Annotated in this window: 13 protein-coding genes; 11 read left to right on the plus strand and 2 right to left on the minus strand. The window is 49.5% G+C overall.

The genetic code is table 11. The features are described from left to right. Nucleotides 1-274: 274 nt before the first annotated feature. A complete protein-coding gene (queA, locus tag ACG2F4_RS06920) occupies nt 275-1,276 on the minus strand; it encodes a tRNA preQ1(34) S-adenosylmethionine ribosyltransferase-isomerase QueA (protein WP_395259490.1) in 1,002 nt (333 codons plus the stop codon). A gap of 155 nt (nt 1,277-1,431) precedes the next feature. Continuing rightward, a complete protein-coding gene (gene dinB, locus ACG2F4_RS06925; RefSeq protein ID WP_395259491.1) occupies nt 1,432-2,535 on the minus strand; it encodes a DNA polymerase IV in 1,104 nt (367 codons plus the stop codon). Nucleotides 2,536-2,653: 118 nt separating this feature from the next. On the opposite strand from dinB, the gene ACG2F4_RS06930 reads away from it, so the two are divergent. From ACG2F4_RS06930 to rho, 11 genes are all read left to right on the plus strand, one after another. Next, the gene (locus tag ACG2F4_RS06930) at nt 2,654-2,938 is read left to right on the plus strand and encodes a hypothetical protein (RefSeq protein ID WP_395259492.1); all 285 of its coding nucleotides are present in this window, start codon (nt 2,654-2,656) and stop codon (nt 2,936-2,938) included. Between the two features lie 640 nt (nt 2,939-3,578). After that, nucleotides 3,579-4,097, plus strand: coding sequence for a 2'-5' RNA ligase family protein (locus tag ACG2F4_RS06935; protein WP_395259493.1), 519 nt, complete (start codon nt 3,579-3,581; stop codon nt 4,095-4,097). Between the two features lie 96 nt (nt 4,098-4,193). Further along, nucleotides 4,194-5,597: a Glu/Leu/Phe/Val dehydrogenase gene (locus ACG2F4_RS06940; RefSeq protein WP_395259494.1), complete on the plus strand. Its 1,404-nt coding sequence runs from the start codon at nt 4,194-4,196 to the stop codon at nt 5,595-5,597. Nucleotides 5,598-5,872: 275 nt separating this feature from the next. Continuing rightward, nucleotides 5,873-7,363: a sodium/proline symporter gene (locus tag ACG2F4_RS06945; protein WP_395259495.1), complete on the plus strand. Its 1,491-nt coding sequence runs from the start codon at nt 5,873-5,875 to the stop codon at nt 7,361-7,363. Nucleotides 7,364-7,581: 218 nt separating this feature from the next. After that, on the plus strand, nt 7,582-9,447 hold the full coding sequence (glgB, locus tag ACG2F4_RS06950) for a 1,4-alpha-glucan branching protein GlgB (protein WP_395259496.1): 1,866 nt from the start codon (nt 7,582-7,584) through the stop codon (nt 9,445-9,447). A 162-nt stretch (nt 9,448-9,609) separates the two neighbouring features. After that, a complete protein-coding gene (locus ACG2F4_RS06955; protein ID WP_395259497.1) occupies nt 9,610-10,440 on the plus strand; it encodes a phosphosulfolactate synthase in 831 nt (276 codons plus the stop codon). 36 nt (nt 10,441-10,476) lie between these two features. Next, nucleotides 10,477-11,274, plus strand: coding sequence for a glycogen/starch synthase (locus ACG2F4_RS06960; protein WP_395259498.1), 798 nt, complete (start codon nt 10,477-10,479; stop codon nt 11,272-11,274). Between the two features lie 52 nt (nt 11,275-11,326). Beyond that, the gene (locus ACG2F4_RS06965) at nt 11,327-12,559 is read left to right on the plus strand and encodes a hypothetical protein (RefSeq protein ID WP_395259499.1); all 1,233 of its coding nucleotides are present in this window, start codon (nt 11,327-11,329) and stop codon (nt 12,557-12,559) included. Further along, nucleotides 12,556-13,887: a hypothetical protein gene (locus ACG2F4_RS06970; protein ID WP_395259500.1), complete on the plus strand. Its 1,332-nt coding sequence runs from the start codon at nt 12,556-12,558 to the stop codon at nt 13,885-13,887. Before ACG2F4_RS06965 ends, ACG2F4_RS06970 begins: the two co-directional genes overlap by 4 nt. Before the next feature lie 148 nt (nt 13,888-14,035). Then, on the plus strand, nt 14,036-15,289 hold the full coding sequence (locus ACG2F4_RS06975) for a tetratricopeptide repeat protein (protein ID WP_395259501.1): 1,254 nt from the start codon (nt 14,036-14,038) through the stop codon (nt 15,287-15,289). A gap of 211 nt (nt 15,290-15,500) precedes the next feature. Continuing rightward, nucleotides 15,501-16,703: a transcription termination factor Rho gene (gene rho, locus ACG2F4_RS06980; RefSeq protein ID WP_395259502.1), complete on the plus strand. Its 1,203-nt coding sequence runs from the start codon at nt 15,501-15,503 to the stop codon at nt 16,701-16,703. Nucleotides 16,704-16,726: the final 23 nt, after the last annotated feature.

Consider the following 16,726-nt stretch of genomic DNA (forward strand, 5'->3'; position numbering starts at 1 on the left):
CAATGAAAAAGCCCGATTGCTCACCGTGCTTTTTGAATCAACTGTTATTAATATAGGGAGCAATACCTATACGGGGCAACATTATCTTTAAATATCCATGTAATATATAACTAATATACAAGTGAAGTTATTTTATCATGTGGATAACGTTATCTTTTGTTGATGTACTTTGTACCGGGATTGAACATAATGGAGACTTTTGGAAGGGATGTTGTGTCAGGGACAGGCCATATACGATGATCGCGCTTATAACCGTCCCTTCGTTGCCGATAGGTTATAAGATAAGCATGGCGTCACCAAAGGAGTAAAACCGGTATTCGTTTTCGATTGCGTGCCGGTATACGCGGTGCATCTCCTCAAATCCCATAAAGGCTGCAATCAGCATCAGCAGGGTGCTCTTGGGCAGGTGAAAGTTGGTTATTAATGCATCAGCGGCCTTAAATTGGTAGCCCGGGCGAATAAATATATCTGTTTCCCTGGTTTCCGGTTTGAACTGTCCCGCCCTGTCGGCGTTGGATTCCAGCACGCGCATGCTTGTTGTGCCGATTGCGGTGATATGTGAGGCGCTGTTCAGCTTGTCGGCCGTTTCCCGGTCGATCTCATACCACTCGCTGTGCATATTGTGTTCGTCGATATCTTCCGTTTTTACGGGGGCGAATGTCCCCAGTCCCACATGCAACGTGACTTCGGCCCAATCAATAGTTGAAGTTTCAATTTTATCAATCAGGCTATCCGTGAAATGGAGTCCCGCTGTTGGGGCCGCCTTGCTTCCGGGGTCCCGGGCGTAAACCGTCTGGTATTCTCCGGAAAGCGACTCATCCTGCTCGATGTACGGGGGAAAGGGAGTATATTTATAGGTGTTGTAAATCGGGTCGTGCAGGCTCGGGGTGAGCTGAAGCGTACGGATGCCCTCTTCATCTACAGAAAGTACGGTTGCCGTTATCTGCCCGGTAAGCTCAACGGTCTTCCCCTCCCCAAATTTTTTCCCGGGCCGGACCAAAGCGCGAACCGTCGTCGGGTTGATGGTTTCGAGGATAAAAATTTCCCTGCGGCCATCTTCAAACAGGAGCCTGCATTTTTCAACCTTGCTGTTGTTGGCCACCAGCGTCGTGTTTTCAGGGAGGTAGTCAAGTATATTATAGAAGTGATCGTCGGTGATCGTTTTTCGAGAGCGGTCATAAACGAGTAGTCGTGCGTGATCGCGGGGATGGACCGGCTCTTGGGCGATCAGCTCCTTGGGGAGCTCATAGTCAAAATCAGAAAGGGAAAAACTCATTGCAGATATCAGTTCGGGGATGATCGATTAGTGCCAGTTAATGCCGGTTAAGGTAAACACATCGGCCTACAGAAAAAAGGAAAATACGGCAAAAGTCGCTCGTCTCTCGCCCCCCGGTTTATGCAGCAAGTACCGAAGTTGAAGTTTCCCGACGATCAGTTCTCCCGGTTGTTGCCAAACGGCAGTTCCAGCTGTTTGTGAATCCCCTCTTCATTTAGATTGAGATTGGATAGGGTGATTCCCAGCAGCCGGACTTTTCGCTGGCCCGCCTGGGTCTGTTCCAGCAGGATGGTAGCCGCCCTGGCGATCTCATCCGCATCATCGATATAGTGGTCAAAAGAGACGCTTCGGGTAATGGTTTCAAAGTCGGCATATCGCACTTTAATGGTGATGGTTTTGCCTGCCGCATTTTTACTTTTCATGCTGGTGGAGATTTTTTGGGCCAGCTCACTAAAAAAATTGCTAATCCATTCGATATCGTCTACATCTTCAGAAAACGTGCGCTCCTTGCCGATCGACTTTCTGATTCGATCCGGTTTCACCTCCCGGTTGTCGATGCCGCGGACAATCCGATAGTAAAACCGGCCCGTCTTGCCGAAATGCTCCACCAGGTCGATCTCCGACCACTGCTTCAGGTCCGCTCCATTGGTGATGCCGAGAGCGTGCATCTTTTTTTCGGTGGCCTCCCCTATCCCGTAGAATTCACCGATGTCCAGTTGTTCAAGGAAATCCGGGGCCGCTTCCGGCGTAATCAGGGCCAGCCCGTTCGGTTTGTTGAGGTCGGAGGCAATTTTAGCCAAAAACTTGTTGTAGGATACGCCCGCCGAGGCGTTGAGCTGTACCTGCTGTTTAATAAGTTTGCGAATTTTTTGGGCGATAAGGGTGGCGGAGGGGATATCATGGTGGTTCTCCGTGACATCCAAAAATGCTTCATCCAGCGAAAGGGGCTCCACCAGGTCGGTGAACTGGTAGAAAATCTCCCGGATCTCTCCCGATATTTTCCGGTATACCTCAAATCGGGGTTTGACAAAGATGGCATGGGGACAGAGCCGTGCGGCTTTGGCGGCCGGCATTGCGGAATGGACTCCATATTTTCGCACCTCGTAACTGGCAGCGGCCACCACGCCGCGTCCCTCGGGCGAACCGCCGACAATCACCGGTTTCCCCCGGTATTCAGGGAAGTCACGCTGCTCCACGGATGCGTAGAATGCATCCATGTCGATATGGATGATTTTTCTGATGTTATCGGGATCCGACATGCCAGACCGGGATATTATTTTACCTGAAATGTACGAGTTCTGCTTCGAATGTTAAGCATCTTCCCTATATTTAAGGAAACAACCGCTAAACAAAAATTCACGGAGGTTATATCGTTTTATGGAACAAGTAAGTGGAGAAACTATTTTTTGGCTGATCGCGCTGGGAATTGTTGTAGGGTGGATTACCCACCTGGTCATCGGGGAAAAGGGATTTGGACTGGGTCCCAACCTGGCCAGTGGAGCTGTTGGCAGCTTGATCGTGGGGTTGATAGCCCTGCAGCTTGGAATGCCCGGAAGCCTCCTGTTTGGATTTTTGGGATGCATGACGATCCTGTTTTTGGCGAATGTATTCAGCGTGGGTTCGGCGCACGAAACAGGAATGAAAATCACCAACAAGCGTTAACCGCCATGCAATCTCTTGCACGCTCCTGTCGTCCAAAACCCCTTGAAATGGCATGGATGGTTGGTTTTTTCAGGTTCAGAAGAGTTGGGCCCTGATATTTTTTCCTTTTTTTGCATTGGTGAAAAAAATATTAGGACTTTTCCATAAAATTTTTAATTTATGTGTAGGGATTGTGATGGGATGATAACGAAAAGGGCCTCGATGTAATGTCGGGGCCTTTTTTATTTCCTCAAATTACCGCCTGCTCTTTCCCTTATTTTGCCTTCCGTCCAATATTTATTTCATTTTCCATTCATAATGTCGTTTAATAAGCATTTTCAGGACTGTTATCGTGCAAAAGAAACGCTTTCCTCAGAATTGCATGTCTTTTAAAACTGAATTATACCGGTCGCAGCGTGCAGAATTTTACATCCTGAATGAACAGTCTGGCGCACAGGTGATGCCGTGGGGCTCTGCGCAGCCGGATCTTAAGAGTGAGGAATTTGCTGGCCGGGATCTGTCAGGAATGGTGGGTTTAAGGAAGGCGGCATCTCGGTTCCGCTGATTACCTGCCTGCGTCACTGCCGTTGAATGATTGAATAAACTAATGTAGCTTGCGAAGCGGATGAATGAATGTTGCTGAATAAAAACATATGACCATATGAGTCAAAAGCAGACGTATTCCTTGTGGCTTCGTCCATTTGGGGATATCGCTTACAGCCTGCATGAGCGGATTAAAAAGCTAAGTGCCCAACACGATACCCCGGTTTTTGAGCCGCATGTAACACTGCTGGGCGGACTTGCGGCCGGGGAGACTGCACTCACACAACTGACCGATACACTGGCTTCTTCGCTGCATCCTTTTGAGATACTGCTAACCCGTGCGGGATATACAGACAGCTTCTATCAATCCCTGTTTGTGCATGCGGAGAAAAGCGAAGAGCTGGTTAAGGCCAGGAGAAATGCCGAGCGTTTATTTGATGTGCATCCGGAAGAGGAGTTTATGCCCCATCTGAGTTTGTTGTATGGTAATCTTACGCGCAGGGAAAAGGAGCGTATTCTCAATGTGATGGGACGAGAATTTCATACCCGGTTTCCTGTCCACAACCTATTGCTTATTGAGACGACAGGAAAACCGGAAAGCTGGAAGAAAATTCATTCGGCAGAATTTAAATCCTGAATGCGCTATACCCGTGGTTTGTTATCCGGAATATATCTGGCTGCGGGACCCAGGCCGACGAACTGTGAATTAATTTAATTCCAAAAAAAATTGACTATGTCCAACTATAAATTTTTTGACCAGGTAAACAAGGCGTTTGACAAGGCGGCAGAATTTTCACGCTTTGAAAATGGATTACTGAATCAGATAAAGATCTGTAATACCGTATATCACGTGACGTTTCCGCTGAGAAGGGATAACGGTGATATCGAGGTTATCCAGGGCTGGAGGGTGGAGCACAGCCATCACAAACTGCCGACCAAAGGGGGAATTCGGTTTAGTACTACGGTTAATGAAGATGAAACCATGGCGCTGGCTGCACTGATGACGTACAAATGCGCTGTTGTTGACGTGCCGTTTGGAGGGGCCAAAGGGGGGATAAAGATCGATAAAAACAACTACTCGGATGCCGAAATCGAACGTATTACCCGCCGGTATACCTTTGAGCTGATAAAAAAGAATTTCATAGGTCCAGGTTCGGATGTGCCGGCCCCCGATTACGGCACCGGGGCCCGGGAAATGGGCTGGATTTTGGACACCTACCGCCAGCTTTCCAATGATATCAACAGCGAGGGTTGCGTTACTGGTAAACCGATTCCCCAGGGAGGAATTCGCGGGCGCACGGAAGCGACCGGACGAGGGGTGTTTTTTGGAGTTCGGGAAGCGTGCGAAAACAAGGAAGACATGAATGAGCTGGGGCTCTCCAAAGGTATCGAAGGAAAAACCTTTGTTGTTCAGGGATTGGGCAACGTTGGCTATCACTCGGCGAAATATATGACAGAGGCGGGCGCCAAACTGGTGGGAGTGGCAGAAATTGAGGGTTCAATATACGATCCTGGCGGTATCGACCTGGAGGCACTGGTGGAATACCGGAAAAAAAACGACACCCTCATCGGGTTTGGCAATGCCAGGGAGCTGGGAAACAACAAGGCCGTCCTGGAGGCTGAGTGCGATATCCTGATACCCGCCGCGCTCGAGAATCAGATTAACGAGCAGAATGCCCCCAATATCAAGGCCAAAATTGTTGCCGAGGCGGCCAACGGGCCCACGACCTCCGAGGCCCATGAAATATTAAAGAAGCGCGGGGCCCTTGTCATTCCCGACAATTACCTTAACGCCGGCGGGGTTACGGTCTCCTATTTCGAGTGGCTGAAGAATCTCTCGCATGTGCGATTTGGCCGGCTCGAAAAAAGAGCGGAGGAAACCAGCTATCGCAAAATATTAAAAGTGGTTGAAAATATTTCCGACAGGTCGTTTACCGAAGACGAGATGAAGGCACTGGCACACGGGGCCGGTGAATACGAGCTCGTTGATTCTGGCCTGGAAGAGACGATGGTCAACGCCTATATCGAAATTAATGAGCTCCGCAAGCGACACGACATAGACTTGCGTACGGCGGCTTTTTTGAGTGCCATAGAAAAAGTCGGGATCATGTATGAACAGATGGGCATATTCCCATGATGGATTACGAGTTGTGGGTCATGGGTCATGACTCGTGAGTTGTGGGTCGTGGGTCTTGAGTTGCGGGCAGCTGGTTGTTTTGTCAATGACAGTCCGTTTACTCGTTTTTGCCTGATTCCCTCATCCCGGATCAATTTTGCATAAGCTAAAATATGAGGTCTGTTAAAAACTTCTGAGTCGATGCTTAGCTTCTACATTATGATGTTTGCAGTGCCGGCAGCTATTATCATATTTAGCTTTTGGCTCGTGCATAACGCCAAGACCAGCTGACTGCCGTGGAAGAAAGCCAGATCATATCCATAGCTGCCAATGAGTACGCAGTGGGTGCTTTTGTCGGGTACCTGCTGTTGCTCGTGGGGATCGGTCTCTACTCATCCCGCTTTTCTTCGGAGGGGATCAGCGAGTTTTTTATTGGAGGTCGAAAGATGAACCGGTTTGTTATCGCACTCTCCGCCGTCGTCTCCGGTCGCAGTGCGTGGCTTCTGCTGGGCGTCACCGGCATGGCCTACAGCCAGGGGGCGTCGGCTGTCTGGGCGGTGATCGGGTATATTGTGGTGGAGCTCTTCCTGTTTCTTTATTATGCACGAAGGCTCCGAAACTTTTCTGAAACCTATGACTGCATTACCGTTCCAGACTTTTTTGCCGAGCGGTTTAATGATAAAAACGGTTCGCTGCGGATAGCGCTGGTGAGCGTATTCCTTATTTTTATGGTGGGCTATGTCTCTTCCCAGTTTGTGGCGGGCGGAAAAGCATTTGCGTCGAGCTTTCATATCGAACAAACGACCGGAATCTTCTTTTCTGCAGCCATCATTTTGCTGTATACCGTGCTTGGCGGATTCCTGGCCGTAAGTCTGACCGATATGTTTCAGGCTATCTTTATGATTTTTGCGTTGGTTGTGCTTCCGTTCATCGCAATACTTGATGCAGGTGGGCTGCAACGGGTACTCTCGGAGCTGGCCGGCCTGGAGGCCTCACTGGTCGACCCGTTTGCACTCACCCTGGGCGGGGTGTTGGGATTCCTGGGCATCGGGCTGGGCTCGCCGGGCAATCCGCATATCCTCTCCCGCTATATGGCTATTGATGATGTGGAACAGCTCCGCTGGACGGCTGTTGTCGGCACAATATGGAATGTCGTGATGGCCTGGGGCGCGCTGTTCATCGGTCTTGCGGGCAGGATCTATTTCCCGGAAGCGGATATGCTGCCCGCCGCCGACCAGGAGAACCTCTACCCGGCGCTGGCCCAGCAGCACCTGCATCCCGTTCTTTTCGGAGTGGTGGTGGCTTCGATTTTTGCGGCGATCATGTCCACTGCCGACTCCCAGCTGCTGGTTGCAGCTTCTGCGGTTGTGCGGGATGTATACGATCGGATCATCCAAAAAGGAAACGAGATTCCCCAGAAAACGCTGGTATTGTACAGCCGGGCGGTCGTTTGCATTCTTGTTGTTATTGCGCTGGCCTTCGGTATCTTTGCCCAGGAGTATGTATTCTGGCTGGTACTGTTCGCATGGGCCGGGCTGGGTGCCTCCATAGGGCCCACCTCCATTTTGGCGCTGTATTGGCGGGGTACCACCAGGGCCGGTGTTTTTGCCGGCCTGTTTACCGGTACCGCCGTGACGATAATCTGGTATTATATACCGGTGCTGAAAAACAGCCTCTACGAGTTGATCCCGGCTTTTTTCCTGAGCCTGCTGGCTACCTGGCTCGTTAGCCTGTTCACCCAAAAACCCGAAAATATTGATGAGGCGTTTGTTGAGCTGGAAAAATAAATACAGAATCACGGAGGGAGAAGGCCAGTTGCCGGAAAATCTAAAAAAATCAAAAATCGATTGGACAGCAGTAAACTGGAAAATATATTTCGTCTCCCGTCTCCCGTCTCCCGTCTCCCGTCTCCCGTCTCCCGTCTCCCGTATTTTTCTCCTTTCACCTTTCCCGCATTTTCCTTAGCCTGTCACTGAAACTATAAAAAACATAAGGGATCGGGACTTTGGACAAAATATTATCCGACAAGAAAAAATGGTTGTGGAATGAGGGCAAATACCACCGGGCGTATGAATTGCTGGGAGCGCATCCGGTCAAAGAAGATGGCATGGAAGGAGTACGATTCACGGTTTGGGCCCCCAACGCCCACCGGGTAAGTGTGGTCGGTGACTTTAACAGCTGGAATGGAGACGCCAATATCATGGACAAGGATGATGATACGGGGCTCTGGAGTACGTTTGTTCCTCATGTGGATCAGTGGGCTATCTATAAATATGAAATCAAGACCGCCGAGCACGCCCCCCCGTTTTTGAAGGCCGACCCCTACGCGTATGTCAGCGAGCTCCGCCCGAAAGTGGCTTCGCTGGTGTATGATCTCGACCATTACGAATGGAGTGATGACCAGTGGTTGAAAGAACGAGGAGAGCGCCAGAAGACCGATCAGCCTATATCGATTTATGAAGTGCACCTGGGATCCTGGCGGCGAAAGGGTGAACACCAGGAATACCTGACCTATCGAGAGCTGGCCGATGAGCTGGTTTCTTATGTCAGTGAAATGGGTTTTACTCATATCGAACTTATGCCCGTGGCCGAGCACCCGTTTGATCCTTCCTGGGGCTACCAGGTGATGGGGTATTTTGCCCCTACAAGCCGGTTCGGAGATCCCGATGACTTCAGGTATTTCGTGGAGCAGTGCCATAACAACGGGATCGGCATCATTCTGGACTGGGTGCCGGCCCACTTCCCCCGCGACGAGCAGGGGCTGCAGATGTATGACGGTTCACCACTGTATGAATACGAAGATCCCAAGCGCCGGGAACAAAAAGACTGGGGAACCCATATTTTTGATTATGGCAAGGCGGGGGTCCGCAACTTTTTGCTGTCTAACGCGCTTTTCTGGTGCGACAAGTATCATATCGACGGGCTGCGTGTAGATGCGGTAGCCGCCATGCTCTATCTCGACTATTCGAAGGAGGAGGGAGAGTGGAGCCCCAATAAATACGGCGGACACGAACACCTGGAGGCGATTGAGTTCCTGAAACAGTTCAACGCCATGATGCACAAAGAGTATCCGGGCGTGCTGACATTTGCGGAGGAGTCCACCTCATGGCCGGGCGTTACCCATCCGACAGAACACGGCGGACTTGGCTTCGACTTCAAGTGGAACATGGGATGGATGAATGATACGCTCACATACATGGAGATGGGGGTGGACAAACGCCGGGTTTATGCCGACAATATCACCTTTCCCATGGTATACTCCCTTTCTGAAAAATTTGTGCTTCCGCTCTCGCATGACGAGGTCGTACACATGAAAAAACCGCTGATATATAAAAGCCCGGGCGAACATGAACAGCAATTTCCCAACCTTCGGCTGCTGTTTGTATACCAGATGGGGCATCCCGGTAAAAAGCTGCTGTTTATGGGAGGAGAATTTGCGCAGACAAGTGAGTGGGCGGAGGACCGGTCGCTGGACTGGCACCTGCTGGAATTTGAGCCACACCGGGGCGTAAAGCGACTGTATAAAGACCTGCTTTCGCTGTATCGGCGGGAAGCGAGCCTGCATGAGCAGGACGACCGGCAGGAAGGATTTGAGTGGACAGACCTGGGAAGAACCCACGGGGGCGTATTCTCCTTCCTCAGGAAAGCGAAGGATCCGAGCAACCACCTGTTGTTTATCCTGAATTTTTCGGACGATATGATTGGGGAGTACAAGCCGGGTCCATTTCAGGGAGTAGATTACAAGGTAATTTTAAACAGCGACTCCCGTTTCTATGGCGGGGATGATCGGGGAGGGATCATCGATCGCTTTAATAATTCCATTCCCGTTGCGCCGTTCTCCGGGTTGGTTTTAAAACCGGAAGACAAGTAACAGCCGCGGAAATCAGATTTTGATCTTACCACGGGATTCATTACTAATAAAAGGTTTCAGTGTTAAAAATATGCGGGATGCCGGCACGCCCGGAAGTAGACTTTATTAAAAAGCTTCATTTTAGTATCTTAGACCGTTTAAATTTCAATCTCAAACAGGCATATGGCATTTAAACTTAACCATCTTCCGAAACGAACAAGCAAACCGCGCGAGAAAGGGGTCACCCTAGTTTTGGACAAAGGCTTAAGTGTTAGGCAAGCCGAAGATTTTTGTGAATCCAGCTCAAATTACATGGATATCGTAAAGCTGGGCTGGGGCACCAGTTATGTAACACAAAATTTAGAAGACAAGCTCTCCGTTTACGCCAATGCCAATATACCCGTTTATTTTGGAGGCACGCTGTTTGAAGCGTATATGCTGCGCGACCAGCTGGACGGGTATCGGCAGCTGCTGGATCGGTTCGGCATAGAGTACCTGGAGGTCTCCAACGGCACAATTTGGCTTTCAGATCAGCGGAAACTCGAAATTATCCGGGATCTGAGCCGCGATTATACCGTGCTGTCGGAAGTGGGAAGCAAGAACCCAAACGATATTATCCCGCCCTACAAGTGGGTAAAGATGATTGAGCGAGAGCTGGATGCCGGCGCGTGGAAAATTATTTGTGAAGCGCGCGAAAGCGGAACAGTAGGTGTATTTCGGCCTAACGGGGAGGTACGATCCGGTTTAATCGACGAAATTGCCGATCAGATTTCTGTTGAAAATCTGATCTTTGAGGCTCCCAAAAAAGAACAGCAGGTCTGGTTTATTAAAAAATTTGGCAGTAATGTCAATTTGGGAAATATCCAGCCCTCCGAAGTCATCCCTGTTGAGACTCTGCGCCTTGGCCTGCGAAGTGATACCTTGTTCGACTTCTATTCGTTAAACGATGAAGAGATGGATCAGCTCTACATAGAAAAAGAGCTGGACAAGGAAAACAATGAGAACGAAGAATAATAGTACTCACCCCAATTTTTTAGCTATCATAAATTTATGAAAGTTTTATATGCTGCTGCCGAAATTTCTCCATTCGCCCGAATGACAAACACTGCGGATCTGCTGAGGTTCCTGCCGGCTTCTTTGCAGGACAAGGGATATGAAATCCGCATTCTTCTGCCCAAATACGGTACTATCAATGATCGCCGAAATCGACTGCATGAAGTAATTCGCCTGTCTGGAATTGAGGTTGAAGTGGGTGATAAGGTCGAAAATATGCGCATCAAGGTTGCCAGTATCCCCAATGCCAAGCTTCAGGTCTACTTCCTGGATAACGACACCTATTTTAAACGGAAGGCGCTGTTCCTTAATCCCGAGACCAATGAACATTACGAGGATAATGACGAACGTCTGGTCTTCTACAATAAAGGGGTCCTGGAAACAGTTATGAAGTTGGGCTGGAAGCCGGATATTATCCATTGCCACGACTGGCCGGCCGGTTTGATTCCGTTACTGGTGAAGGAAAAATACAATGACCTGGATATTTTCAAGGATTCTAAAATCGTGTATAACATCCACCATCCCGAAAACCACGGAATTTTTGACCAGTCACTGCTCGACCTGATCGGGTTATCTGATTCGTTTGATATCGACCAGGTCCAGAAAGACGGCAAGGTCGACCTTCGAACACTCGGGTTGAAATATAGTGATGCAGTGGTTACCGGCAACCACCTGACAGGTCAGCTGGACGACCTTTTTGAAGAGCTGGGAATAGAGCCTACCCAGATACAGGGGTCTCCTGAAAATGTTTCCAGCCAGTTTGCTGACTACTACGACAAGCTGGCCGGTGAATGACTGGTGAGTGGCAAATAACTAAATTAGATTTTCCATACTGTTAACATCGCTTATGAATATTGCACAATCCCGTGCATCTGAAAGCAGAAATGTCCTGTTTCTGTTGTTGGTAGTCTCGTGTGTTACCCTGCTCGTCGGTTGCGACGAATCTGGAGTAGTGGGAGGCGGATTTACAGATTCCGACACAACCATCAAGGTTGATACGCTGATGGTGGACGGAATCGAGACGGAATCCTACAACTTCTATTCCGGGAATTTAACCTATTTCACGCCGGGTCAGTTCAGTGATCCCCTGTTCGGGGATATGAAGGTTACCGGGCTGCTCCGTCCCCAGTTGCTCTCCGGCAGTGCCGAAATGGCCCCGGATGCCAATATGAAGCTTCGGCTGGTGTTCAACCAGGAGCTCGTCTATGGCGACACAACGCAGCCGGCGGAATATGACATCGTTGAGCTCGATCAGGTTTGGCGCGGCAGGGCGTGGAAATTACATGATGAGCCCGGCCTTTCGGGCAATGCCCCGCTGGCCTCTTTTACAGCTGAAAAGGAGGATTCGGTTGACATCCCCCTTTCCGGAAGCTGGGTGCAGTCCTACCGCGATTACACGCAGATGGAGGGCGCCAACAGAGATTCTCTCTACAGAATTGAATTCCCGGGACTGGCCCTCGTACCAAAAAATTCAGCCAAGCTGCTGCCGGTAGATGCACAGGCAAGCAAATTTATCATTGAAAACCCGGAGAGTGATACCCTGGAGGTTGCCCCGAGAGATTGGGCCAACAGCCTCGAAAGGACCAACGTGCCGGATACCCCGGACAACACGTTTAAACTGCACAGCACGCTGGAGCAAGTTGTGAGTTTTGATATGGACCTGACCAGAGAAAATATCGGGTCTGTGAATCTCTCAAAGGTAGAGCTGGTACTGTACGAAGACACGCAGCGCCTGGAAAACACGATGGATCAGGTGTCGCCGACCGCCGGGCGCGGACCGATAAGCGAAGCCAGGCTGCAGATACTGGATCCGGCCGATGTCCCGATATCCCTGCAAACAGGTTCTGTTCTCTCAAACGGATCCTACAACGAGGAGGACGGGAGTTATCGATTTAATATAACTTCATTTACCAATAGCGTTTTACTGGATGGGCTGCCTTCGGAACTTAAATTTTATGTGTCACTAGAAACAAATAACGGCATTATACGATCCAGCTTGATTCATAATGAGCAGGCACCGGAGGCTAAACGACCCAAACTCATTGTCACTTACGTTAAAAATCAAGAAAACACAGATTGAAAAAATTTGTATTTATAGCGGTCATATGTAATCTGCTAACAGTTCAGGCGTTTGCACAGGTTGCTGCCGACAAGGCGCGTACGGGCACCGTTTACTCCAAGATCGGGGTTGGCATGCCGGTGGACCTGACCTCCTCCAGTGCTGACGGAATGGGAGCGCTGGGCGTTTCTTTTAATGAAACCAACGTTGCAGGACTCGGAAATCCGGCAACGTGGGGTAACATGGCCTGTTTCAGCGGGGAGGGAATGGGCTGTTTTGCGCTGGCTTCCGGCGGATTTTCGATGGAGCGCCTGAACGGTACCGATAACCAGGGGCGGGCAGAAACGTCTGTTTTTTCCGCGAACCATTTTCAGTTGCAGCTTCCCGTTAAGAAAAATAAAGTCGGAATTTCTGCTTCTGTTACTCCGCTCACCCGCTCAAACTACAACTTTATTGGTAATCAAACCTGGACATCCGGCGGGCAGCTGGATACGGCCACGGTTCAAAACCAGGGTACAGGAGGAATTAATAGTATTGAGCTTGGATTTGGCTGGGAAATATCCCGGAATATCTCGGTGGGATACGCGGGTTCGCTTGTGCTGGCTTCGCTCGAAAATAATATTACCACGGTATTTCCGGGAAGCGACTACCAGAGTGTGGAATACACCGTGCAGACCAGCGGAACAGGCTTCGGAAACCGCTTCGGTACGTTGATAACCCTTCCCAACCTGCTGCAGGAAAGAGATTATCTCAGAATTGGGGCCTCCGTAAACTTGCCGGTGGTGCTAAACGCTGAGCGGATACAGAAGTCCGACAAGCAGATAAGTTCAGGAGCTGTTGAAACCATTACGGTTCGGGAAGGTGAAGGACTGGGCGACGGAAAGCTGCGTCTCCCTCTCGAGCTAAGTGGAGGGTTGACCTACCAGGCAAGCCCGAAACTCTCATTCACCACGGAAGCCCTGTATGAGGAGTGGTCTGATTTTGGATTTGATTTCAACGAAGAGATCCGGCAGGACGCTCAGCTTATCGACCGATATAAAGCCGCTTTCGGAATTCGGTACTTTCCTTTTGCGTCAGGATCTAATAACTTTCTGTCACAATTTAAATATAGAGCGGGTGTATCTTACGATGCGGGGCATCTGAAAATCGATGGAAAAAGAATCGAAACAATATTACTTTCTGCTGGTTTAGGAATTCCTTCCCCCAATTCTAATTCTTCGATCGATGTTAGTTTCCATTACGGGATGAGAGGAACAGAAGCTCAAAATCTTGTCAAAGAATCGATATGGGGAGTGAAGCTTTCCATAAACCTGGCAGAGCTAATGTTTAGTCAGCCCAAATTACAATAAAATATATCGGGTGCTTTAGGAGTTTCTTAAAAACAAGTAAATATTCACCAAATACTGAGTCATGAAAAAATTGATACTGGCAATAGGGTTATTGATACTTTGCAGCCCATTGGTATCTACTGCGCAGGATGAAAATGTGCAACCCCCAATGGGCCTGGATCAACTATCCGCGTATTCTATCTACTACGAAAATTATAAAAACGAGGAATATGAAGGGGCCATACGGTATGGCCGCTGGATCTACAAAGCGATGCCTAAAAAGCTGAAGGGCTATTCGCGCTTCGACCTGGAGCGGAACCTCAATCGGTTGATAACCGCATACAGCGAAGTCGCCATGCAGAAGCAGGACCCCAGCGAACGCTCTGCTTACCTGGATACGGCCCAGGTTATATTCGAAAAAGTATACAACGAGTTCGGTGAGGATGAGATCGATATGTTTGAATGGAAGTTCAAAGAAGCGCGCTTTCTTCAGGAAAATTCCGATTTTATTGACGATGCCATGACCCGCGCTTACGGTATTTATTTAGATCTTTTCGAGCAGGATCCCGAGAAATTTACCCAGTCGGGCGACGGGTACTATGTTCAGGTCACGCTGCAGCACCTGGTGAATGAAGAACAAAAAGACAAGGCGCTGGATATGATTGAAAAAGCCGAACCGCACGCTCCCAACGACAAGCTGCTCGCCTTTTTCGATACTATCCGCAATAAGCTGTTTGATTCCCCGAAAGAGCGAATTGCCTTTCTGGAAAGCCAGCTTGAACAAAACCCGGACAGCACGGCAATTCTCCAGGATCTCGCTGACCTTTACGACCAGCAGGGGCAGATGGATAAAGTGCGTGAAATACGCAACAAGTTGTATGAGGTCAACCCGAATTTTGAGAACACCCGGGCCCTGGCAGATTACGCGATCAACAATGCAAACTATGATGAAGCGATCAGGTACCTGAAAGAGGCGCTTGATAAAACGGATGATCAAACTGAAAAAGCGAGGGTGGCCCTGGATATTTCAGATGCCTACCTGAACAAGGAGAATCTGCAGCAGGCGCGCAGTTTTGCCCGCCAGGCCATGAATCTTGATTCCAGCTCGGGGCAGCCCTACATGCAGATGGCTTCCATCTATTCGCAGGCGGTAAGTCAGTGTACGGGAGGTCGAAAAATGGACCGGAAAGACAAGGTCGTTTACTGGCTGGTGCTCGATTATCTGGACAGGGCCCGACAAACAGATTCTTCCCTGTCTTCCCAGGTGCAAAATCAGTATCAGTCATATCAACCTGTTACACCTACAACAGAAGAGAAATTCATGTGGGATCCGAACCCACTGGAAGAGGGACAGGAGATTGAGGTGGGAGGAAACCTCCACTCTTGCTACGAATGGATCGGAGAAACAACCACCGTTCGGTAAGTTTTAAATTCTTCCAAACATTATTATCTTCCCTCTATACGATAGTTAAATTTGCAGTGCAGCAGTTACACAGGGCTGCACTGCTCTTTTCTTCACCTCTCAATTTTTTGCAATCACTTACAAGATTACCAATCCTCTTGCTTTAGCCTGTCCGATACGCATGTGAATTGTTGCTAAGCAGGATTGTTAGTTTAACTCAAACAAAGATCTAATGGGACGTTCCAGAAACAACAAAAACCGCGGTAGAAAGAACAAAGGCAAGAACAACGTCTTTGTACCCCGTTTCAACGAAAATCACAACGTTGAGGTCGCCGGCAAGTACCGGGGCGTATTGGAAATCAATGAAAAAACCTACGGGTTTGCCCGGAAAATAGATCATGAATTCAGTTATGAACCCCGTGATCCCTTCCTGAAGCCGGACGAAGTGAAACATTACGATTTGCGCCCGGGACTGATCCTGGAGGGCGAATACGAAGAGGATGGACATGGACACCGCCACATCCATTCCATCGAAAAAATAAACGATCGTGACCCCTGGCACTGGCAGATGGCCACCCGCTTTGAACTGCAGACCCCGATCATGCCGAACGAGCAGATCAAGCTCGGTTACGACGCCGATGATATAGAGATGCGGGTAATGGACCTTGTCTCTCCTATTGGAAAAGGTCAGCGGGCGCTGATTGTAGCTCCGCCCCGTACCGGAAAGACAGTGTTGCTGAAAAAAATTGCAGAGTCAATCACCAAGCACCATCCCGATATAAGTACCAGTGTATTGCTCGTGGATGAACGTCCCGAAGAGGTAACCGATTTTATGCGAAGCACCGATGCACAGGTATTTGCCTCCTCCAATGACAACCCAACCTCGAGCCATATTCGCGTCAGCGAGCTGGCACTGGGATATGTGAAGCGAATGGCCGAGCTGGGCGACGACTCTGTGCTCTTGATCGACTCGCTGACCCGCCTGGGACGTGCCTACAACAACATCCAGAGCAGCAGCGGGAAAACCCTTTCCGGTGGACTTGATGTCCGCGCACTGGAGATCCCCAAGAAAATTTTTGGCTCGGCCCGTAAAATTGAGGGCGGCGGATCCCTTACCATCATTGCCACATGCCTTATCGAGACCAACTCTCGCATGGATGATCTTATTTTTGAAGAGTTCAAGGGAACCGGTAATATGGAGCTGGTACTCGACCGTGAACTGGCCAACGACCGGATCTTTCCGGCTATCAATATCGCCGCGTCCGGGACCCGTAATGAAGAGCGTTTTATTGAAGATTCCCTCGAAGAGCGGAACATGGTACGCCGGTATCTGCTCAAAAAATCCCCAAAAGAAAGCATGCAGAGCTTGCTGAAAGTGTTGCGCAATACCGAAAGCAACCAGGAGCTGCTCAATCAGATTGCAGCAATGGTATAGGTTTCAGGGGCAGGCAGAGCCCT

The sequence above is a fragment of the Halalkalibaculum sp. DA3122 genome (assembly GCF_043951865.1).
In the GTDB taxonomy this organism is placed as follows: domain Bacteria; phylum Bacteroidota; class Rhodothermia; order Balneolales; family Balneolaceae; genus JAMQKA01.